Source organism: Cognataquiflexum aquatile (assembly GCF_003316845.1).
Taxonomy (GTDB): Bacteria; Bacteroidota; Bacteroidia; order Cytophagales; family Cyclobacteriaceae; genus Cognataquiflexum; species Cognataquiflexum aquatile.
The window spans coordinates 148,050-169,795 of record NZ_QMIK01000006.1; the positions used below are offsets into that span (position 1 = coordinate 148,050).

The window sequence follows — 21,746 nt, forward strand, 5'->3', positions numbered from 1 at the left end:
TTAGCGGGACTGACTGTGGATAATAAATCACGGCCGACTACTCGATTATACTTTAAACCTTTCACATCAGAAGTTGAATCTAACAAAAGGGCCTAGGTTGAAATTAAAAGTCTTTGTCTGAAATCTTTGCAGCATATCTATCCCTGCACCAAACTGAATCTTGTCTTTGTAGTTGGCCCCGATTCTTACAATTTGAGTTGCTTCAACAGGGTCAATCGAAAATATTATTTGCGAAGAAAGTCCCCAACTTTCGCTGAATTTTGGTGTATATCCCATGAGACCTAAAACACTTGCTACAAATTGTCCCTCAGCAATACCAACTGTAGGATACATTTGAATAAAAAAGTCTTCCTTTTTATTCAAATATGAAAGACTTAATCCAATACTTGGAACAAATAATTCACCGTAGAAACCGCCTCCTGCTGAAATTCCCAGCCAAGGTTTGAATTGATAGGTAAGTTGTCCCTCAATAGAAACAGTGTTTAGTGCGTTATCCCTGTAGTCTACAGTAAATCGATTAAGATTAAAGAAGTTCCATTTGGCATTACTATCCAAATCTTTTTCAATGTAGTTTATATAATGTGCTTGTTCATTTCCACCAAGTGCTTCAAGTACAATTTGGGCATGAATGTTTAGGCTAACCATTAAGAAAATGGCTGTTAAAAACAGGTTTCTCATGGGAATTATGAATTCTTAATGGTAATTGCTTTCGTTTGCGGAATTGATTGACAGGTTAGGATATACCCTTCTTGGAGTTCATTTTCCGTGAGTGCCTGATTACTCTTCATCATCACTTTGCCCTCAGTACATCTCATTTTGCACATTCCGCAAAGTCCGCTTTGGCAAGAAAAAGGTAAGGGTATGCTTTGGTCTAAGCCACTTTGCAAAATGGTTTTACCTACTTGGGTTTCAAATTGATGCGTTTTCCCAAATATTTTGGCAGAAACTTGGGCTTTTTGGGAAGTAGTTGCTTGGGTTTGGGCTGTGATTAAGAACAATTCACGATGAATTTTCTCTTTGCTAATTCCCAAATACTGCAAATCTTCTATCAATTTATTGGTCATTATTTCGGGACCACAGAGATAAAAATCTAGTTTATTCTTACCATACTTATTCAATATTTCTTCTATCGAAATCCGGGAAACATAGCCTTTGATGGCATTTTGAGGGTTTTCTTCTTCACTCAGGAAATGTTGGACTTCCAATTGACCGGGAAATTTTTCTACCCATTTTTCAATTTTCTCCTTGAAAAGAATGCTATTTGAAGTTCTGTTGGCATACAGCAAAGTGATTTTACTTTTGGGTTCGAAATTCAAAATAGTGCCCACCATACTGTAAATGGGTGTGATACCGCTTCCGCCTGCTATCATCACATAATGCTTTTGATGTGCAGGATCAGGATTGAGGAAAAATTGCCCAGAAGGCGCTGTCACTTCCAAGGAATCACCTACGCTCAAATTTTCCGCTAAGTAGTTTGTGACCTTTCCACCCTTGATTTTTTTTATTGTCAAAGTCAGTGAATTATCTGAATTAGGAATAGAGGAGATAGAAAAAGTACGATACAGCGTTTCGCCATTGATATTGACTTTGATGGTGAGATGTTGTCCTGCCGAAAAATCCCTGAAAACCGTAGGAACATTGCCAAACTCAATGGTAAAAGCCTCATTAGCTTCCTGCCGAATATCAGCAACAGTAAGCGAATACAATCCTTCATTTGATTTTTTGATATGCTTGCGCTCAAATATTTGTTCGTGACGGGTTTCATACTCTTTAAATTCTGTGCCCATCCATTTGTCCCACCAAGTAAAATACAAGGCATAATTGCCGTTAAACAATTGATGGTGCATGTTGTGATGAGTAGAGGCTGTTTTGAATTGGAGTAAAGGAAATTTCACCCAGCCTTTAGGGTATATTTCATAGCCTAAATGAGCTAAGACATTATTTAGCATAGAGAAAACTTGCCAAGCAAGAATTACCCCAAAATTCAAGGGTAGCAAAAACGGCAAAACAACATGCATAAGTTGTTCAATGATAGCTTCTGAAGGGTGAAAAGCAAATGCTGTCAGTGGTGATGGGTCGGTACTTTCGTGATGTACCTTGTGGAAAAACTTATAAAAACGGGGATGGTGCATCGCTCTATGACTCCAATAGAAAAACATATCATCAATAAAGAGTATAATTAAAAAACTAAGTCCTAACCACAAGTACCCGTAGTCGTTGATGCCGAAATAGATTTTTGTGTAACCTTTGCTTTCTAAGTAAAGAAGACAAACATCCATAACAGCAAAAACTAAAAATGTACTTGCCGAAAACCCGAGGTCGTGTGTAAAATGATGCAGGTTAGCTCTTTGGGTCTCTTGTATCCGTATTTTTTTAAAATACCTTTTTCCAACCATCCAAAAGATGATGAAAAACGGAAATGCAAATCCTGCATACCAGAGTAGCTGTTCGCCATACCCATCGATGACGTGTTCAAAAAACGTTGAAATATTCATTTGCTTCAATTTTAAAGTGTTTAATAAGTACACTGCAAAATTGCAAAGCACCTGAACGAATGCTTTTGACGTAGAACAAAAAGGGATTTGATGTAGATCAAAAATGCTTAGAGCTTGCCCGCTCTAATTCTACTGAGTGTTTCTTGAGTAATATTTAAGTAAGAAGCTATGTTTCCAAGACTTACTCGATTGGTAATGTTTGGATATTTACTTAAAATTTTTTGGTAACGTTCCTTTGCATCTAGGAATTGTAAATCGGCAATTCTGTCCTCAATTTGCGACACATAATGTGACTCCACCAATTTAATATACCAAAGTGCAAATGGATGATGCTTTTGGAGCAATGCTTGTAATGCCGCATATTCAATGGAATACATTTCACTTTCTTCCAGCAGTTGAATGCTTTCCTGAGCGGGTTCCTGTTTTACAAAACTGGTAGTGTCCGTTAAAATTTGTTCGTCCAACGAAAACCAGGTATTCATTTCTTTTCCCTGGTCATTGGTGTAAAAGTACCTTACCGCACCCGTTATCATAAACCAAAGGTGTTTACAAGGTTTGCCCGATTTGAGTAGAAAATAGTTTTTGGGATATTCCAAATATTGAAAGTGTCCCAAAACGTCTTCCAATACTTGTTGAGGTAATAGATAAATGGATTGGATGATGTCTTCTAAATTTTCTTTCATTTCGTTTGTTGATATTCTGACTAACATAAATTAAGATCTTCAAATGTAGCTGATTTTGAAATTTGAATTCTGATTAATCAGCTTTTCAGGGTGCCTGAGAAATTAACAAAAAAAAGTCAAGGTTCTTGAATACTATTTGCTTACGAAATCAGATTTTTGAAGTAGTGGGAATTACTCACAAGGCAGGACTGTGAAAAAGTCCCTGTTATTTTTTAGTTCATTATATCACTGCCTGTCCCTCTAAAATTAGGAAATTCAGTTGTCGTTTTATTTAAGCCGACAATTTTTTTCTATGAACTTAATAAAGGGTACAGACAGGTTCCATCCCGATAGCTATCGGGACTTTTCTTGTTTGGGTAACTGTCTATAAAAAGAAAATCCCGTCAGCGTGGGATTGGTTTCAAATGCTGTAGCGAAACTTCCAAACAGCACCTACTCAAAAAAAGCTTGAAAGAAATCCAATTAAAAATCGGAAAGGACAAAAGGGTGGAATTTCTTGCTGATAGCGGCATCCACTCAGTCGTAGTAAAAGTTGATAAATTACACCTAGAGAGGGTTTTTCCGATGCTATTTATCTGCAATTATTTTGTCATAGCTTATTTTTTGGCATCCTTCTAAATTCCGGATAAAAAATACACCGTCAAATACTTTATTCCACTGATAAATAAAATTTCTATGTTGTGTCATTGGAAAAGAACCTTTCATTGAAAACTGAGTTTTTTCTGAATGTGTTTCATTCCAATTTTTCCAATCTAAAAATGCAAAGTTCCAGTCTTTATTTATCCAGGTTTCAAAACTATTTTTTGCAGGTTTTTCAGTGTATTCAGGCTTATTTTGTGATGTTGTCCAAATTGATGTGGCGTTATAAGAAGTAAAACCAAGTGAATAATAACTGTATGGATTAATTTTTTTATTACCCAGTAATTCACCGGTCATACTTGTAATATTTTTATTGTCTTCAAAATCATAAATTGATTTGGAAATGTGTGAATTATGTGCCCAAATTATGATCTTTTCATTTGGAAATTTATACTTCAAGAGCCACATCAGGTTATTAAACATCTGCCTGTCTCTATGAACCTGGTTTTCTCTACTAAGATAGTTATATGAATTTTTACCAACTTCTTGCAAATAAGGAAGAAGATTTTTGTAAGAAGCACTTACGTTATTGATAATATTTATTTCTTCATTGTTCAATTGTGATAGTGATTTACCTTTCAATAAATTGTCTATTGCCTGTATTCCATTTTCACACCCTGATAAGTTTGCTTCTGAATTATTGTGAAAAAGCGATGACAGATTATCTACTACGTCTTTTGCATCTATTGAATCTTGCTTACTCTCTATAATTTTTGATAAAATATGTTTTACGCTTAATTCTAAGTTTTCAAAAGTGTATTTACTTTGAAATTGACAGTCCATACCAGCTAAAATCAAAGGGAATGGGGTAGATTGGGTTTGATAAACATAGGAATAAAGCAGTGGTGTCATACTATGACACCAAGACCATAATCCGATTACGTTATGGAATATAAAATTATTTAATGAGTCTTTAGATTTTTGAGCTTTTTCAAATCCATATGTTAGTCCAAAAAAATCATTTTCAAAGACCAATACATTAAAGCCTTTTTTTTCGTGCAGGAATTTAACAATTCTACTTTTTGCTTCAAAAGCTGTTCCGTCACCATGCATTTGCTCTCCTAATGCAACAATTCGAGTATCTCCAATAGCTTTACCAATTGGCTCAAGGTCCTCAAATGTACTATCGTTAAAATTGATGTGCTGGACCTCAACAGAATGTTTTTGAACATAGGATTTTATTCTATCCTGTCCAAAAGCCATTGAGCTGATACAAAAGAAAATAAAGATATAATTGTAAAATCGCATTTTGATATTTGGTGTTTTTCTAAAATTGCTAAATGGTCAGACTGTTAATAAGCCCCTGTTGTTTTTTAGTTCAATATATCACTACCTGTTCTAATAAGCACGAAACCCCTGGTCTTGGATAGGTTCTGTTACTTGACGTTTTTTTCTTCAAGGTCTAACAAATATTTTTTTCGCCAAAGTCCGCCACCGTAACCCGTCAATTGTCCATCTGAACCAATAACTCTGTGGCATGGGATTAATATAGATATTCTGTTCATTCCATTGGCGTTGGCAACAGCTCTTACACTTTCCGGGCTTCCAATTGTTTTGGCCTGGTCTTTATATGACTTTGTTTGTCCATAAGGGATGCTTTGTAATGCAGCCCAAACTTTATTTTGAAAATCAGTCCCCGGTGTATGTAAGGGAACAGAAAATACTTTTCGTTGACCGTTAAAATATTCTTGAAGCTGGGTTTCTAATATGTCAAAAATTTTATTGTTGCCTTGTATGATTGTTGCATTTAAAAGTTTGGCAATCGATTTCAATTCCGTTTCCAACATTTTTCTGTCAGTAAATTCCAACAGACAAATTCCTTGATTTGTAGCACAGGCAAGCATTGTTCCTAAGGGCGTTTCAATTCTTTTAAGGTCAATAATATTTTGCTGTTTTCCGTTCTTTGGCGAAACGCCAAATATGTTTTTAAAACTGTCGCCAAAACCACTTAATGATTCAAAGCCTGTTTCAAAAGCTGTGTGGGTTACACTTTCGCCATTTTGTATTTTTTTAAAGGCCGAATTTATCCTGAACATTCTTTGGTATGCCTGAAAGGTAATTCCGTGGTTTTTTAAAAACCATCGTCTTATTTGGCTTGGTTCAATTCCTTTTTGTTTAAGGTCGTAGTCTTTGAATTTTAAAGTCGGATTTTCTGAAAGTTGATCAATGATTTTCTGAAATTCAATTGGAGTATGGTTTATCGTTTTTAAAGGATTACAAACTTTACAAGCTCTGTAACCCTTCAGGATGCACTCCTTTGAAGTTTTTAAAAATTCCACATTTTCAAATTTGGGTTTTCGGGCTGTGCAAGATGGTCGGCAAAAAATGCCAGTGGTTTTAACTGCTGTAAAAAACACTCCTTCAAACGAAGTGTCTTTTTCAACTATTGCTTTGTACATGATCTCTGCTGTCAATTCCATTTTTAAAACAAAGGATTAAAAGATTGTTCAGCCAATATTTTTTTCGTCATATTTTCCAATGAGGTGTAGGCATAACCATTTAAAAAATTACCCATACTTATTCTTTTTACACCAAGTTTTTCAAGCGTTTCAAAATTGGGTAAATCTGGCATACACATTACATTTAGCGGTAATTTAGTTTGCAAAACCAATGTTGCAATATCACTTTCTTTTGTGATACAGGGTAAGAATATTCCGTCAGCACCTGCTTGTTCATATTTCTTAATTCTTTCCATTGCCACTTGTAGTGTATTTGGAATATCCAAAAGAAAAGCATCGCATCTTACATTGATAAAAACTAGAATTCCTTGTTGCGTTAAGATGCTTTTTACTTCTCGTAAAAGCTGAGAAAACTGAAGGTTGTCTTTCAGTTTCCGTTCTCCGTTTTCTATCAAACTATCTTCAATATTTATACCTGCTACGCCTAACTTTTCTAATGATATGATGGTGTTAGCAATTTCTGCTGCAGTATTTCCATAGCCAAATTCAATATCCACAGATACTGGAAGTGAAACACTTTTACGGATTCTTCCAACAATAAATAACAAATCCGAAAAAGGCATTTGTTCTCCATCTTCGTAACCTAAAGAATGGGCAATGGCAGCACTTGAAGTTCCGATTGCTTGGAAATTCAATTTTTCATAAACCTTTGCACTCTGCACATTCCAAACATTTCCAATAATCAGAGGCTTTGTCTGGTTATGCAATTCTTTAAATTCTAAATACATTGTCACCATATCTTTATGTGTTTGTGCAAAGATACTCTCGGCCAATTCCGTAGGACAACCGAAAAATTGACATGTATTTTTTGTATTTGGTAAGTCACTTCAAAGTGGCTGGTAACTCACTTATATGTCTGGTTTTACTTACCTTTTCCTTTAAAAAAACTTAGATCTGCACAAGAAATGTAGTCCCCGTGAGTGAAAACTTCTTGGAAAAGATAAAAAGTGAAATGGCATAAATTAAGGACCACAAACATCAAATGGCACCATTGATAGGTTCTGTTGGGAATTTCAGACCTAGGTTTTTATAGTATGTCTGCCAATAGGTTTTGTGGATAGATTCATTTCGGACAAATTCGGAAATGCTTATTCAGATCGCCGCCAAAAAGATCGGAAGGATGGTTTTTTTCATTGGTATATTGGGTTTTGCTTCCACCAGAAATGAGGTCAAGCAGAGGCTCTCTCCATAGCCCGACAGCTTTTTTCTTTCCTATTTCAACCTTATCGGCTCAAAAACCAAGGAAGTGCCATCCAATTTGGTGATGGTCATTGATTTTGGTTTGTTGGTAAATGACCACCTCATAAAATCACAGGAATCCTCAAAATCTTCCGCCCGGCGGCCGTTCACAGAAAGGATTTCTTCTCCGATGCTGAGCATGATGTCTTCCGGGACTGCCCCGATGGATTTGCTCATGACGACGAGTTTTCCCTCTTGGTAATGCACCCCGACCTGGATCGGATCTTTGAACTTCACCTCTTCCCTCATGCGGAGGAGGTATTTCGATTCGGAATTGTTGATGACCAGGCTGCTGCCCAAAGTTTTGAAAAAGCCAATACCGAGTTTCGCCCCGGTAATGGGCTCAAAACTTATCGGGATTCTTTCAAAGTAGTTTTCGCCGATTTGGAGACTGTCCACCAGGATCGTTCTCGTGCTGTCTGTTTGGATACTCAAAGCCCCCATAGAACTGCTGATATCGGGATTGCTGAGGCCGAGGCTGTCCTTCAGAGACAGGAAATCCTGGATGGAAGGGTTGTTGGCCGGAAAACTGAAAAAATGCGTATATCCTGTGTCAATGAGGACGTTTTCAAATTCCTTTCCAGCAAACTTCACCGTAACATAGGGCCTCTTATTGAAAAAATAAACCGGAATGTCTGTCCATCCATTTTCGACTGGGAAGGGGTTTTTCGAAAAACGGATCACCATGTTTTCAAAATCAATCTCCCAATTGAGCTGTGAAATGATGTCAGAGCCGAGCAGGTAATAATCCATGCAATAGAGGTAAGCCATGTCATTGACGAGGCTTCGGACTTTGGGAAAGCTGACTCCGCCGATCCTGATTTCTTTGGTCAGTCCTGTCGGGACTTTGGCCACCTGCTTGTTGGAATCCCGCATTTTGATTTTTCTGCCTTTGACCTGCAGCCTTTCGGCCGGTTCGGCAAGGGAGTTTGCCAAGCCCATACTCGCTCCGGTATCGAATGCAAAATCTGTTTCCACGCCGTTCATTTGGCCTTTGAATACGAGCAACCCGGCATCAATATGGAAAGGAAGGGAATAAACAGAATCAGGTTGGGTCCGGCCTTTAACCGTTTCACCTGACTTAAAAACAAGCAGGGCAAAGAATACAATCAGAAATCGTTTCATAAATGCCAAAATAGGGTTTTTTTGAAAAATAATTTTTGGATTATTCTTATCAGGGGTTTCTATTTAGAATTTTTAGAATAAAAATAAAGTTTTAAAAACATTGGCTTAGAACAAAGTCAGCCTGCCAATAATCCAAATAAGAATACCGTCAGCATTCCCCAACTCGTACCTGTCACCATGCTCAATATGGCCAAGACGATCGCATGAGGCATCAATTCTTCCTTATAAGCCGAAGTTACTGCGGGTGCGGTGGATATTCCGCCCAAATTTGCCATGCTACCAATCGCAACCCAAGCTACGTTGGTTTTGAGGATTCGGGCGACTAGAAGCATAAAACCGAAATGAAGCAACAGCCAAACCAATACAAGGATCACCAGATTGATGGGCAATGAAAGATTCTGAAAGTCCAGCTTTAGGCCAAGTATCGCCATAATCAGTACAATAGAAAAGCCCGCCATTTTCAGGACAAGCTTGTGATTCCAAGCAGGGATCAAGTTGCCCAAGAGAATCCCCACAGCCGACAGCACGACTATACTCATCAAAAAACTCATTTGGATGAAAAATGTAAGCACCATGATCATCAAAATACTACCCAAGGTCAACAGGTTGATCTTGTAGATACTTAGCCCATTTTTACTTTTAGGCGGTTCAACGACAGGGATTTCACTGTCAATTCCCCATGCACTATTGATCTTTTCACTCCGCTTGATAAATTGGAACATCAGAATGGTCCAGATATTTACCAGGATATTGTCGAGCACCAAGATAGATAGGAACAAATCCTCAGGCGTTGCCGCCAATTCCTTCAAAACCAGCTGACTTGTACTTCCTCCGATCCAACCTCCCACGATGGGCGCCAGCCCTTTCCAATAAGCCTGTTCGAGAAACATCACATTGTTCTGTGGATCTATTATCCCAAAAATCACCACGAGCAGTACGGGTAAAGTGGCGATTACAAAAGATCCTGAGACAAAAACAAGGATTGGTTTTATACCCACAATCTTCAGTTGCCTGAATGACAAAGCACTCATCACCGAAAGGATGGTGAAAGGAATGATCCAGGTTTTGCTCCAGTCATGGAGAATTACCTTGGATAAGTCAATCCCAAAAGCATGTGTAAATGCCGCAGGAATCACATAGGCAAACAAGATCGCCGGGAACCAATCAAGCAATAATTTGATCCGCTTGGATTTGGCTTTCCCGATCCATGATACGAAAGCAACAGTTACCAATACCAGTACGACGGAGATGATCAGCGATTGTGGGTCACTCATAAGGCTGAGTTAAAATCCCAAGACACATTTTTAAGCCCTCGTGAAAATTCCCAATCCTCAAGTTCTCGTTTGGTGCATGGATATTGCTGTCAGGATTGGAAATCCTTATGGAGACAGCAGGTATTCCAAGGGTGGAAATAAAAGGTTCAATAGGTTGCGATCCTCCTGTGGCTTGCATGCTGATATATGCTCCTTCGCCCAATGACTGATCCATTGCCAACCTTAACCAAATCCCTATCGGAGAGTCAAGGGATGTTTTGAAAGGTTTTGACCCTATTCTCGTCTCCATCCTGATAAGTTTGGGGAATTGTTTTCTTTCAGCATCAGTAGGTAAAGAATCCAGTATTTTAAAACCACGGCCTTCAATATGGTTTTTCACCAATTGGATCTGCCGCTCAGCGGGTGTTTCTGTCACCAGTCTCATGTCGATCTCAGCGATTGCTTTGGAGGGAATGATTGTCCGGACCTCTTCATCCACCCAACCGGCCTGTAGTCCCCTTACATTAAATGAAGGATATTGGAGGGATTCCTGATAGGTATTTCCCACCATTTCAGGTTGAAAAATCCCCATGGATTCCAGCATTTCGGCCCGATCTTCCGGCACTTTATTGATAAGCTCTTTTTGCTGACTGCTGAGGTTTACTCCCTCATAGAAGCCCGGAATCAATACCCGGCCATTTTCATCCTTCATGCTTGCCAACAGATGGGAAAGTGCAAAGGCAGGATTTGGAGTGAAATTCCCATACTGCCCACTATGCATGTCGCTTCGGGGACCAAAGACAGTTAGTTTCAATGTGGCGATTCCCCGCGCACCGAAGGTAAGGTTGGGTATATTGCCTGGAGGCCGCGTCCCATCCATGATCAGAATGACATCAGCAGCGAAAAGATCACGGTATTGGGTCACCAGCGATGGCAGGGTAGGGGAACCCAACTCTTCCTGATAATCCATGATCACTTTGATATTGAAAGCTGTCGGAATATGTTCTTGACGAAGAATCTTGAGAGACTGAATAAAGGCTACTGCCGGCCCTTTTGAATCTGAAGCAGACCGGGCAAAGATCCGCCAATTTGGATCCCAGTCTTTTTGTAGAGCACTCCAGTCTATCTCGGGACAATCAGCCCTGTCACAATTTTTGAGAACTGCAGTAAATGGATTGGCCTGAAACCACTTGCTTGCATCAACGGGTAGTCCATCTATCTGAAGGTACACCAGAACTGTGGGTAAGGTTTGGTCCAGTATTCTTTCCGCAAATAAGTATTTGACACCATCTGAGACGAGGACAGAAGTTTTAAAATCCAAAGATCCAAACTCCTCCTCACACCATTTCAGATTTTGATCTATGTCGGACGGTATGCTTCCCAAATTGGAGAGGGCTAAAAAATCCCTAAGTGTATTGACGCCATCAACCAAATAGGTGTCCGCCAATTTGTTAATTTCCTCTTTTTCCAAGCTTTGACCGAAGCTTGGAAAAAGAACCAAACACAATACAATTGTTGCAAAAATTCTCATTCTTGAAAGTAACATTAAATTTTAAAAAAAATCCAACAAAGTATACCCGGAAATTTCTCTCGTATCGAAGCCCTTTAAAACTTATTGAAGTTAGAGGAAGGCCATTTTTCAAAAATCACTTTCTGCCTAATAATTCAAGATTTTTGATTTTTCCTCTTACTTTCTTTTCCACCTTTCAGGCAGCGAATAATTCACCTTTTTTACACTCTCAATCCTAAAAAGCAACATGGGCAGAGTTACCCCCAAGGAAATAGCAAGGATGATAAAAAACGTCATTGCGCCGTTGTGGGCAGTGGCGGTAAGGACTTCAGCTTCGGTTTGGTTGATAAATGAAATCAAACCCAACATCGTCCGATAGGCAAAAGACCCCGGAATAAGTGGGATCACGGCCGGAATACTGATGACCACCGGCGGGACATGCCTCCAATGCGAAACGGGGATACTTGCAAAACCAATGGCCGCTGCCGCTGCCGCCGAAGCCATGATTATCCCCCCGCCAACCTCAGGCAGCAGTACGGTGAACTTGAACAATCCTGCCAAAATGCCTCCCAAAAATATCGCGAGCAAAGCCCGTGGAGGCGTGTTAAACAGAACAGCAAATCCTATCGCAGCGCAGCCACACCAAAATGCTTTGAAAATAATCTCTAACCAGTCTGGCATCATAGCATCTTAAAAATATATAAAACTGTGGCCAATCCTGCTGCTATGGAGAAGGCATGCATCAGCGCATTGGTGCCCCGGTCAATCCCGTTGATGATATGGCCATCCAATAGGTCTACAAAGGAATTGATCAGCAACACGCCCGGAATCAGAAACAAAATGCTGGTAGCAAATGCATGTTCTAAGTTGGTCTCAACGCCAAGAACTTTACTAGAAATCGCGATAACGGCCGAAGCCAACATCGCGCTGCCAAAGGTGACCATAAAGGGGTTGTATTTTTTGATGACCAATTCCTGCTTGAAAAAAAGACCGATCACCGTAGCCAAAAAGGTAAGAACCATTTCCATTACATTGCCGCCAAAAGTATAACAGAATGCCGATCCTGCGATTCCTGTGAAAAACAGAATGACATTCCTTTTGTAGGTGGGAATATCGGGAACTTGGTTGATGACATTTGCATACTCTTCAAGGCTGATTTTTTTCTCCATCACATCCCAACTCAATCGGCTGATGACAGAAATCACCCTGAAATTGGCACCGGGTAGGGAGGCGATGCTCCTGGATCCTGAGAAAATGTTGCCCCGTTTTTCCTTGTGAAGAGATATCGAAATGTTGCGTGTGGCCAGGTCTACATTGGCCTCATAGCCGTAGGCATTTGCAAACCTGGAAAGGTTCTTGATGACCCGGCTGCTTCCGGCACCGGACTTGATCAAGGCAACCCCGGTCTGTAACAGGAGGTTTCCCAATCTCGCAGGTTCGTCACTTTTTTCGTTGCTCATGTTTTGTCCTTTTTGAGGGATTCCCAAAAATCAATAGTCACCGGATTGGCTGATGCAAATTAAGTCTAAAATGAGAAAAATTCAGGAAAAGATTGGTTTAACTGACTCATTTCTTCCTGATCTCTTCCAAAGTTCAATGCCCTGAATCCAAAATCAGTACCTAAGGAAGGAGAAGGATTTTGCCCTAGGCTTTCCTCAAAGCAAATAAAAGATGCTATAAATCATTCCCAAATTAAAGGCAGCATGACAAAGAATGGCGCCTAAAATAGAACCTGATCTTTTTTTGAATTGATAAAACAACAAACTCACCAAGAACATGCCCGATACCCAGATCAATGTGGGAAATACAAAGAAATCCCATTCCCCGTCAATGAACACCAATCCGAAATGGGAGATATGGGTCAGTGCAAAAGCCAAACCATCCACCATAGACGCACGCTTTTCTCCCACCGACTTGGCAAAACTTGCATGGACGATTCCCCTAAAAAAGACTTCCTCCCCAACCGGACTGAAAATCATACCCACCAAGGCCACGATGATAAACATGGTCTGTTTGTCTTTGGCATTGATGTCCACCGGAATTTGATAGGATTTTGCGATATAGACATACCAGTTTTGAAATGAATCCCCATAGAGGGTTTGTCCTATGAAATATAGAATTAGGCTCGCTATCAATCCTCCGGCAAAAGCCCAAATGAGCCAACGGTAGCTTGTGGGTTTTGTAATTCCAATTGATTTTTGACCAAACCTTCCCAAAAATACAAAAGGAACAACCGCAGAAACCAGCATGACCATCCCCATGGCACTGTAATTTGCTGTAACATTGGCATCCAATACCAATACAAACCTTGGGATGCAAACCAGCAGGATGAGGACGAGGCCAAACCTCCAATCGAAACTGAAAAACCTATTCCAAAAGGACCTCAGTTCAAAATCTGTGGTGGGATTGGGTTGAATCTCATTCATGGAAGTTGGATTTTTTTATTGGGTAAGTACCCACACCTATTTCGCTTTGTAATCTGCCAGATTCCTCGCTTTGGAAACAACAAATAAAATCAAGGGACGGACTCCGAGATGAATCACTGCACCGATCAATGCCAAAATGCTTCCGATACCGGTGGGAAGCACCGCTCCAAAAGTATAAGTCATCCCGATCACAAACCCAAGAAGGCACTCCGCCCGATAGATGGGAAAGAATAAAGCGGTAACCAACGCACCCATCAACATATACCCCGGCACTTCGGTATTGCCAAAGCTGAAAAAGGAGGATAAAGTAATCCCAAAAAGCAAAGCGATAAAGAAGCCAAGGATTACACTTTTGGGAAGGTTGGTCCGCGGTGATTGAACGTTGTTTTGCTTCGTCAACCTTTTTTCCACACGATAAGACAAAAACAAAGTCAAGAGGGGAAGCAATACAGCACCCCACCAATTGGAGATTTCGGGTAAATCTTCCCGGGCTAGAATATGGTGGCTTGGAACCCCTCCGTTAAAATGATTCCAAAGCAACAAAGACAGAATGCCAAGGGTGACGACGGCAGAAAAATAGAGACGTGTTTTCAAAAACATTGTTTTCCAGGTAAAATCAGTTTTAAAAATACCGCTTATTTTTTGATTTCAAACCGAGTCTTCATGGCCTTATGTGCCGCATTTATTCCGGAAAATCTCAAAACTGCGAATTGTACAAGGTTCAATACAAGTTCTGTAACATATGTTGGCTTTGTGCAAATTAACTTTGCCTTCGGTAATAATTAATGGTTTTCATGGATTATTTCATCCAAAATAGATTCAAATCACCTAAGCCACAATCTTAAACTTCAACTCAACCAAAATGAAAAACGAAATCAAAGGATCCGATTTGACCATCGCTGTCAGCAATTTCCATATGTCCTACGATGAAATGGGAGAAGGAAATATTCCGGTCATCTTTTTACATGGTTTCCCTTTTGACAAATCCATGTGGGCAGAGCAACTTGAATTTTTGAAATCTTCCTACCGGGTAATTGCGGTTGACATCAGGGGTTTTGGTAAATCTACCGACGAGGAATCGGACTTTAGCATCGATATGTTTGCCGAGGACCTCATTGCCTTGATGGATGAATTATACATCGAAAAAGCCGTCGTCTGTGGTTTGTCAATGGGAGGATTCATCTTATTGAATGCCCATGAGAGATTCCCTGAGCGTTTTGAGGCTCTGGTTTTGTGCGATACGCAGTGTGTCGCAGATACTGCAGCCGTTAAAGAAAAGCGACTCAACACTATACTTGATATAGAATCCGACGGAGTCCAAAAGTTCAATGAAAGTTTTGTGGAAAGTGTTTTTCACCCGGAATCCCTGACAAAGAAAAAGGGCTTGGTAAAAAATCTGAGCAAAGTGGTTTTTGCAAATTCTCCCCAGATCATCAGTCAGGGATTGCTCGCCCTTGCAGGCCGCACTGAAACCTGTACCACATTGGGTGCGGTGGAGGTACCAACGCTGATCATCTGTGGCAGGGAAGATGCCGTGACGCCGCTCGCCCAATCTGAGAAAATGCACAAAAGCATCAAGGGTTCTATCCTAAAAATTATCGACAACGCCGGCCATGTTTCCAACCTCGAACAACCACACGAATTCAACCAATATCTTGGAGACTTTTTGGCTTCACTTAGCGGCCTGAAAGTCGAAGAAATGATTGAAAGTCAAAAGATTGAAAAATAAAGCATGGGAAAGGATTTGAATAAAAAACATAGTTAAAGTCTTTTTCTGTTGTAGATGCAAACCCATTTCACAATGGTTAAAAATTGAATCTAATCTTTGGAACCTTCGATAAGGGCATTGAGCGCCTGTTGGTCAAAAACCGTGTTGGTCTTACGGTCAAAAAGTCCTGAACCATTGTTCCCTGTCCCACCAGCATCCCAATAGAAAGGTAAGATGCCATTTGCTAGGGCCTGTTGCGTCACGTATTTGAGGTAAAATGCCCTAGAAGCCAAATGGAGTTCTAGGTCTGCACCTGTCAGTGTAAGCCTTCTTCCTACCGCATATTCCCCAAGAATCACCGGTATCCATTTATCCACAAACTTGGTTTTCATCAGCCGCATCATGCTGTCAACGGTAGCTTCTTCCCCCCAGGTTGCATTTCGGGTAGGGTCTGTCAGGGAATGAAAATCCTTACCCCAATAATAAAACATGTTTCCCCAATTGGCATCTGATTCCATCAAGCTGAACTGAAAAGGCGTGTAGTAATGGACCTCGGCCATCATCCTATTTGCAATTTGGTCTATAGGTAAGGAAGTCATCAAAGTATTCGTTTTTTCGATATCGGTAGATGGTCCCTGTACCACGAGGACCCGATAACTGTTTCTACCCCCTGTGGATCTGACCGCATCCACAAAAGTCTGAAGATAAGAGTTGAGCACTCCCATTTGTGAGGCATTATCGACATTGGGTTCATTGGTGCCTGCAAACATCAGGTGCTCATCAAAATCCCGTAAATGCGTAGCGATCTGTTCCCAAAATGCTTTTTGTTTGGCATTGTTTTCAGCCTGCTTGGCAGGAGTGACATTGTTTTCCAGCCAACCCCCATCCCAATGGATGTTTAGCACGACATACATACCCTCGTCAACACTGTATTGTACCACCTCTTTTACCCTGTTCAGCCACTCGGTTTTGATTTTGGCGGTGGCACTGTTTTCCATATATTGGTTCCAGGAGCAGGGAATACGGATGGCATTGAATCCGTTTTGTTTGACCAATTGGATCAGTTCCGGTGTAATGAGTGGATTGCCCCAAGCTGTTTCGCTTCCGATGGCTTCTAATGAATTGCCGATATTCCAACCCAACCTGATTTTGCCAGCCAATTCTATCGCTGAGCTCGTCATCTCACTTGCATCCGGTGGGATAGGGGAGGTGTTGTAACTTGGATAGAGTTGCCCTTTCTGGCTTATTTTGATTTCTTTAGGCGCTGCTTTTCCCGCTGTCAGGGTCAGATTTCCTGTTCTGATGACATTGTCCGGATTGGTCAAAGCGGTGACCTCAATGGTAGATGTTCCACTTGAACCGGTACTTTTACTTAGCTGTATCCAAGGTAAGTTGGATTTGATTTCCCATGAATCCGAATTGGTAGTGATGGAAAAATCTGCTGTGCCGCCCTCTTCGGGGAATTCAATTTTTTCTTTTGAAACAGATACCGAGATCAGGTCCTCTTTTTCACATCCGCTAAAAGCAAAAAAGGCAAACACAAATGATAATCTTACTAAAATCCGCAACATCAAAGGAATAGGTATGGTTTTATGGAAAATAGGTTTGCCTGGAACACAGCGGAAGATTTGAAATTCTCAAAATCAAATTTTCAAAGTGCAGAATGAATTTATGAAAAAGATTTAGGTTCCGGCCATGCTGCAAATTAAATAGGCATTCCTGCAAAGTTTTTAACGCGGAGACGTAAAAGAGGCAGAGTTTCTTTTCTCATTTTTTCTCAGCGTACTCTGTGAACTCCGTGGTAATATGTTTTTTTACCGCAAGGGAAAAGAAGGTTTCGCAATGGACGCAAAGGGAGAATCGGTGAGATAATAATTTACCGCAGAGCGCACGGAGGACACAGAGATCGCGCCGTTATTAATTCATCTTGGTTAAAGCCCTGAAAGGGCGGAATAACAAAGGGATGGGTGAAGCCCATCCCTTAAAGTTTGGGTGGATTCCCAAGAGCCCTGAAGGGGCGGAACAATTCCTTCAACAAGTTTCTTCAACTAGTTTCGCCCTTTCAGGGCTAATGGTATGAGTTACGGGGCTAGACCGATGGGCTGCACCCATCGTTGGGATATTTTGCCCTTTCAGGGCTGAGGGGGTTTTACTGCATTGGAAAAAGAAGGAGTATCAGTGGGAATCATTTACCACAGGGCGCACTGAGGGCACAGAGATCGCATTCATTCTGAAATCTGAAATCTGAATTCATCATCCTCCATCCCTTTTCCTTCATCCTTTCAAATTTCTCTTTTTTTCTCAATGTCCTCTGTGGTGAATGTTTTTTTTACCGCAAAGAGCCCATAATTCATCCAGCTATTTGATTCTTCCTTAATATCCGGACAATCCGATTATAGACAATCTCTGAAACCGTCCAGGCATTGCCACCACTGGTATTTACCAATTGAACTACAACAGCGTCGATGTCCTTGTGATAGCGGGCAATACTCTGATAGCCCGGTAATAATCCGGTATGATCAAATTCATAAATTGTTGCATAGATTGTCTGTTCCTCTTTATCCAGCAAAGTCCCGTTATTCAATGCCCTCAAAAAAATCCCGACATCCTCAGCTGTCGCGACCATCGAACCTCCTGGAGAAACAAAATCAAGCATCTTTACATCGTCCTCAAAGTGGCTGTCATATCCACTCACCACTTTCTCAGAATCCACATCAGTCAATAAACCAAATGTCTGGGTCAAGCCTAGTGGATCCAAAATTGCAGTTTTGATATACCGCTGATGATCATATCCCAATGTTTTGTCCAGGATTTTGCCGATCAAAAGGTAATTGGTATTGGAATAGTCGTACCTGCTATCGGGTTCAAAATCCGATGGTTCATCCAAAACGAGCTCTAAAACTTTATCGACATCCGTCATGGGACTGGCCCATGGAAACTCAGGATCTTCAATCCAATCAGGAATCCCGCTTCGGTGTTGCAAGAGCATTCTCAAAGTAATCCGCTCGGCATTTTCAATTCTTCCAATAAGTTCAGGCAGGTAATCCGCAAGGGAATTATCTAGGGAAAGGCTTTTTCTTTTGACCAATTTGGCTGTGGCAACAGCAATATACAATTTGCTGATGCTTGCGATCTTGAATAATGCTTTGGGATCTGCAGGAACTTTGTTTTCCCTGTCTTTCCACCCGGCTGCAAACAATTCCGGTTTTTTGCCCGATTGGTCTATATACACGATGACTCCATCCAAGTCATAATCCAAAGATAAATCTATCTGTTCCTGAACTGTATCGGGTAGCGGTGTAACCCAGGCTTTCAGCATCACCCAAGGAATAAACACCCAGCCAAAAATCATTACCGCAGTAATTATAAAGATTCTTATCAGTCCTTTTGGATGAATCATTTCAAGGAAAACTTTCTATAAAAATGTGTTTAGGCACTATTTAATAAATTGGCAAAACATTGACAGATTACAAAAATACCAAAAGACCTGCATGCAGATTAGGAAGCAGGCAGGCCTTCTGATTTAGAATTTTCTGTTGTGACATCCCTTAGTTAGGGACAACCGGTATCATGAGTTGGACATTGCTCCATTCGAAATAAACGACAGCGCCTCCGGACCCTTCTTCAATACGTGTGGTAAATTGCTCCACGGGCACCACAGGTCGGGTTACAGGAACTTCGGTTACGAACACGTTTTTGCTAAAATCAGGCTCCCAAGCACCCCATTGTCCGGTTTCTGTGTTGACACCGATCTGAAATGAATCCGGGCCGGGGATGGCATACAGGCTGTAACTTCCTGCTTTCAATGGCATGCCGTTGAAAGTCACATCTTGGTTGAGGGTGATGGTGGTAGCCTCATTTGCTCCCAAGCGCCAATAGGCTCCATAGGGCTGGAGGGCACCCTCATCTTCCGATCCAAAAATCACACGGCCTCTAACCGAAGGACGGCTGTAGCTGATTTCCACATGAAGTCCATTGACATCAAGATGCGCTGTGTCGGGCGGGCTCATTGAGCGGTTACGGTTGTTTAGGTAAATAAATGCAACGGCCAGCAACAAAGCCAATATGCCTACACCGATAAGAATCTTTTTTAACATGAGGATTTTGTGTTTTGAGTAAGATAGAAAAGTAGGAAAAATTGGGTGAAATGACAATGTAAGTGCCCAATTTTAACGTTAGGTTAATACCAATAAAACCTATTTAAGACACTCTTTTTTGGTTGTGGAAATTGGTACAAAGCTTCATTGATGCACTGAACCCCCACTTGCGTGTAGGTGCTGTTGTAGCCAGTTATTTTTTTATAAATTTGGTTAAAACTTCGGCAAAAGTTGTCGGTGTTTCACAATTCAATCCGTGGTCACAATTTTGAATAGTTACTTCCAGACTTTTTTGGTCAAGCTCTTTTAATTTTCGATAGAACGGTATTAAATGGTCTTCGATTGGACAAACATTATCGTTAAGACCGGTAAAAAAATAGAGTTGTTTGTTTTTAAATTTAGCTGCTTGAGCAACGAAATCATATTTATATAAATTTTCTGTTAAGTCTTTCATAAAAATTTCTTTGTCTTGTTTTATTATACCGTTTGGCAAGAATAAATCATCCATTACTGCTTCAAGCCAAGCTCTTATTTCAGAATTCGGATCCATAAATTGCCTGCCGAAGTAGCTGTGGTCGCACAGTGCAAGCCCGATTATTTTATCGATACGCTCATCGTACATTGCACCGACCAATGCAGTGGATGAACCAAAACTATTACCACCAACATATATTTGGGCGGTGTCAATTTTGTATTTAGTCAGCATTTCTTCGGAAGTCAATAAATCCATTGCGTTTGACAAGTCATTTACTGCGTTTCCGAGACTAAATTCCCCTTCATTTCCCCATAGCCCCTGATAATTAAATCTCAAAACATTAATCCCGTTTTTGGTCAGTTGTCTGGCAGTTTCTGATGTTCCATCTTCCTTACCACCGGGATTTCCGTGAAGCCAAAGTAATGTAGGCATGTTCTCTGTTCCTACTCCTTTGTAGAAATATGTGTTTAGTTTTTTTCCTTCGCTTATAAATTCTATTTCATCTACCTGTCCTTTTACAGATAATGAAGTGAAAATAATAATTATAAATAGAGTAATTAGACATTTCATCTTGTTCGTTTTTTTAATTGGCTACAACGTTGAGTGTATGATTTGGTAAGGGATTTCGTACTTCAAACCTATCAAATTACCACCAAAATTGATGCGGGTTAAAGCACTCGAAAACCCCACCTAAGTGTAGTTTAGCGATTGACAGTGGGACTAGGTGGAGCTTTTAGAACACCTATTTTTTAAACAGCGAAATAATTTTTTTAACAATTGCTATTGAAACTAAAGCAATTATTCCGCCGACCACGCCAAGTAAAAATTCTTTTATAATGGTTGGCCAATTGGGTAAAATGTGGTGTAAAAGGTCAATATTATGCGCAAATATTCCACCCGACACAAGTAATAGGGCTATGGTTCCTACCACAGCTAATATCCTGATAACGATCGGTAGGGATTTTACTAAAAGCATCCCTACTGCATTTAATAGGCCTTTATTTTTAGATCCTTTTATCAGGCTATATCCAAAATCATCCATTCTGACAATCAGCGCTACTATGCCATAGACACCAACAGTAGCTATAATGGAAACAACCGATAAGGTTAAAATTTGCACCTTTAAACTTTTGTCTATAACCGTACTTAAAGCAATGATTACAATCTCTACAGAAAGAATAAAATCAGTGGTTATTGCTGATTTTATCTTCACTTTTTCCAATTCAGGGTCTTGTTTAAGGACTTCAACTGCCAATTTCTTTTGCGGCTTTTTTTTATGAAAAAAGTATTCTGCAATTTTTTCTACACCTTCAAAAGCAAGATAAAAACCTCCAATTATGAGTATTACTATTATGGCAGAAGGTAAAAATACATTCAGCAATATAGTTACCGGAACAATAATTAACTTGTTAATAAATGAACCTTTTGTAATAGCCCACAAAACAGGAATTTCTCTGTTGGATACAAAGCCCGTTGATTTTTCGGCATTAACGGCCAAATCATCGCCAAGTATTCCTGCTGTTTTTTTTGTAGCGATTTTAGCGTTGACAGCAACGTCATCCATCAAAGCAGCGATGTCGTCTAAAATTGCAAAAAATCCTGAAGCCATATGGGAGTTAAATATATTTTGGTGGCAA

Annotated in this window: 19 protein-coding genes; 1 reads left to right on the forward strand and 18 read right to left on the reverse strand. The window is 40.2% G+C overall.

The window, feature by feature from the left end:
• Window positions 1-66 precede the first annotated feature (66 nt).
• The 13 genes from DQW11_RS17655 to DQW11_RS17715 all read right to left on the reverse strand — a co-directional run bounded on the left by DQW11_RS17655 (window position 67) and on the right by DQW11_RS17715 (window position 14,423).
• Window positions 67-678, reverse strand: a complete 612-nt coding sequence (locus DQW11_RS17655; RefSeq protein WP_157966141.1) for a hypothetical protein — start codon at window positions 676-678, stop codon at window positions 67-69.
• Between the two features lie 5 nt (window positions 679-683).
• A complete protein-coding gene (locus DQW11_RS17660) occupies window positions 684-2,495 on the reverse strand; it encodes a sterol desaturase family protein (RefSeq protein ID WP_113925434.1) in 1,812 nt (603 codons plus the stop codon).
• 107 nt (window positions 2,496-2,602) lie between these two features.
• Entirely contained in the window at window positions 2,603-3,178 is a 576-nt protein-coding gene (locus DQW11_RS17665) for a Crp/Fnr family transcriptional regulator (protein ID WP_113925435.1), read from the reverse strand.
• Window positions 3,179-3,745: 567 nt separating this feature from the next.
• Window positions 3,746-5,065, reverse strand: coding sequence for an erythromycin esterase family protein (locus DQW11_RS17670; RefSeq protein ID WP_113925436.1), 1,320 nt, complete (start codon window positions 5,063-5,065; stop codon window positions 3,746-3,748).
• A gap of 128 nt (window positions 5,066-5,193) precedes the next feature.
• A complete protein-coding gene (locus DQW11_RS17675) occupies window positions 5,194-6,237 on the reverse strand; it encodes a bifunctional transcriptional activator/DNA repair enzyme AdaA (RefSeq protein ID WP_113925437.1) in 1,044 nt (347 codons plus the stop codon).
• Between the two features lie 2 nt (window positions 6,238-6,239).
• Entirely contained in the window at window positions 6,240-7,004 is a 765-nt protein-coding gene (locus DQW11_RS17680) for an isocitrate lyase/PEP mutase family protein (protein ID WP_113925438.1), read from the reverse strand.
• Between the two features lie 484 nt (window positions 7,005-7,488).
• On the reverse strand, window positions 7,489-8,640 hold the full coding sequence (locus tag DQW11_RS17685; protein WP_113925439.1) for an aspartyl protease family protein: 1,152 nt from the start codon (window positions 8,638-8,640) through the stop codon (window positions 7,489-7,491).
• Window positions 8,641-8,756: 116 nt separating this feature from the next.
• A complete protein-coding gene (locus DQW11_RS17690) occupies window positions 8,757-9,914 on the reverse strand; it encodes a DUF819 family protein (protein WP_113925440.1) in 1,158 nt (385 codons plus the stop codon).
• Entirely contained in the window at window positions 9,907-11,424 is a 1,518-nt protein-coding gene (locus DQW11_RS17695; RefSeq protein WP_198669917.1) for a M20/M25/M40 family metallo-hydrolase, read from the reverse strand. The genes DQW11_RS17690 and DQW11_RS17695 overlap by 8 nt, the downstream gene beginning before the upstream one ends.
• A gap of 156 nt (window positions 11,425-11,580) precedes the next feature.
• A complete protein-coding gene (locus tag DQW11_RS17700) occupies window positions 11,581-12,087 on the reverse strand; it encodes a threonine/serine exporter family protein (RefSeq protein ID WP_113925442.1) in 507 nt (168 codons plus the stop codon).
• Complete coding sequence (locus DQW11_RS17705; protein ID WP_157966143.1) at window positions 12,084-12,863, reverse strand: threonine/serine exporter family protein; 780 nt, start codon at window positions 12,861-12,863, stop codon at window positions 12,084-12,086. The genes DQW11_RS17700 and DQW11_RS17705 overlap by 4 nt, the downstream gene beginning before the upstream one ends.
• Window positions 12,864-13,058: 195 nt before the next feature.
• Window positions 13,059-13,829 (reverse strand): CPBP family intramembrane glutamic endopeptidase, encoded by a 771-nt coding sequence (locus tag DQW11_RS17710; RefSeq protein ID WP_113925444.1) that lies wholly within the window; start codon window positions 13,827-13,829, stop codon window positions 13,059-13,061.
• A gap of 36 nt (window positions 13,830-13,865) precedes the next feature.
• On the reverse strand, window positions 13,866-14,423 hold the full coding sequence (locus DQW11_RS17715) for a hypothetical protein (protein WP_157966144.1): 558 nt from the start codon (window positions 14,421-14,423) through the stop codon (window positions 13,866-13,868).
• A gap of 268 nt (window positions 14,424-14,691) precedes the next feature.
• Between DQW11_RS17715 and DQW11_RS17720 the strand changes: the two genes are divergently transcribed.
• Window positions 14,692-15,558: an alpha/beta fold hydrolase gene (locus DQW11_RS17720; protein WP_113925446.1), complete on the forward strand. Its 867-nt coding sequence runs from the start codon at window positions 14,692-14,694 to the stop codon at window positions 15,556-15,558.
• A gap of 89 nt (window positions 15,559-15,647) precedes the next feature.
• On the opposite strand, the gene DQW11_RS17725 is transcribed toward DQW11_RS17720, so the two are convergent.
• The 5 genes from DQW11_RS17725 to DQW11_RS17745 form a co-directional block, all read right to left on the reverse strand.
• A complete protein-coding gene (locus tag DQW11_RS17725) occupies window positions 15,648-17,108 on the reverse strand; it encodes a cellulase family glycosylhydrolase (protein ID WP_113925447.1) in 1,461 nt (486 codons plus the stop codon).
• A gap of 779 nt (window positions 17,109-17,887) precedes the next feature.
• Window positions 17,888-18,937: a serine hydrolase domain-containing protein gene (locus tag DQW11_RS17730; protein ID WP_113925448.1), complete on the reverse strand. Its 1,050-nt coding sequence runs from the start codon at window positions 18,935-18,937 to the stop codon at window positions 17,888-17,890.
• Window positions 18,938-19,085: 148 nt separating this feature from the next.
• Window positions 19,086-19,634: a DUF2911 domain-containing protein gene (locus DQW11_RS17735; RefSeq protein ID WP_113925449.1), complete on the reverse strand. Its 549-nt coding sequence runs from the start codon at window positions 19,632-19,634 to the stop codon at window positions 19,086-19,088.
• 193 nt (window positions 19,635-19,827) lie between these two features.
• A complete protein-coding gene (locus DQW11_RS17740) occupies window positions 19,828-20,679 on the reverse strand; it encodes an alpha/beta hydrolase family protein (RefSeq protein ID WP_113925450.1) in 852 nt (283 codons plus the stop codon).
• 172 nt (window positions 20,680-20,851) lie between these two features.
• Entirely contained in the window at window positions 20,852-21,718 is an 867-nt protein-coding gene (locus DQW11_RS17745) for a DUF808 domain-containing protein (RefSeq protein WP_113925451.1), read from the reverse strand.
• Window positions 21,719-21,746: the final 28 nt, after the last annotated feature.

Coding starts and splice junctions, on each gene's coding strand:
- DQW11_RS17670 (WP_113925436.1), bottom strand. CDS start 5,065: ATGCGATTTTACAATTATATCTTTATTTTCTTTTGTATCAGCTCAATG.
- DQW11_RS17745 (WP_113925451.1), bottom strand. CDS start 21,718: ATGGCTTCAGGATTTTTTGCAATTTTAGACGACATCGCTGCTTTGATG.
- DQW11_RS17700 (WP_113925442.1), bottom strand. CDS start 12,087: ATGATGCCAGACTGGTTAGAGATTATTTTCAAAGCATTTTGGTGTGGC.
- DQW11_RS17740 (WP_113925450.1), bottom strand. CDS start 20,679: ATGAAATGTCTAATTACTCTATTTATAATTATTATTTTCACTTCATTA.
- DQW11_RS17710 (WP_113925444.1), bottom strand. CDS start 13,829: ATGAATGAGATTCAACCCAATCCCACCACAGATTTTGAACTGAGGTCC.
- DQW11_RS17705 (WP_157966143.1), bottom strand. CDS start 12,863: ATGAGCAACGAAAAAAGTGACGAACCTGCGAGATTGGGAAACCTCCTG.
- DQW11_RS17720 (WP_113925446.1), top strand. CDS start 14,692: ATGAAAAACGAAATCAAAGGATCCGATTTGACCATCGCTGTCAGCAAT.
- DQW11_RS17680 (WP_113925438.1), bottom strand. CDS start 7,004: ATGTATTTAGAATTTAAAGAATTGCATAACCAGACAAAGCCTCTGATT.
- DQW11_RS17685 (WP_113925439.1), bottom strand. CDS start 8,640: ATGAAACGATTTCTGATTGTATTCTTTGCCCTGCTTGTTTTTAAGTCA.
- DQW11_RS17690 (WP_113925440.1), bottom strand. CDS start 9,914: ATGAGTGACCCACAATCGCTGATCATCTCCGTCGTACTGGTATTGGTA.
- DQW11_RS17675 (WP_113925437.1), bottom strand. CDS start 6,237: ATGGAATTGACAGCAGAGATCATGTACAAAGCAATAGTTGAAAAAGAC.
- DQW11_RS17725 (WP_113925447.1), bottom strand. CDS start 17,108: ATGTTGCGGATTTTAGTAAGATTATCATTTGTGTTTGCCTTTTTTGCT.
- DQW11_RS17660 (WP_113925434.1), bottom strand. CDS start 2,495: ATGAATATTTCAACGTTTTTTGAACACGTCATCGATGGGTATGGCGAA.
- DQW11_RS17695 (WP_198669917.1), bottom strand. CDS start 11,424: ATGAGAATTTTTGCAACAATTGTATTGTGTTTGGTTCTTTTTCCAAGC.
- DQW11_RS17730 (WP_113925448.1), bottom strand. CDS start 18,937: ATGATTCATCCAAAAGGACTGATAAGAATCTTTATAATTACTGCGGTA.
- DQW11_RS17655 (WP_157966141.1), bottom strand. CDS start 678: ATGAGAAACCTGTTTTTAACAGCCATTTTCTTAATGGTTAGCCTAAAC.
- DQW11_RS17735 (WP_113925449.1), bottom strand. CDS start 19,634: ATGTTAAAAAAGATTCTTATCGGTGTAGGCATATTGGCTTTGTTGCTG.
- DQW11_RS17665 (WP_113925435.1), bottom strand. CDS start 3,178: ATGAAAGAAAATTTAGAAGACATCATCCAATCCATTTATCTATTACCT.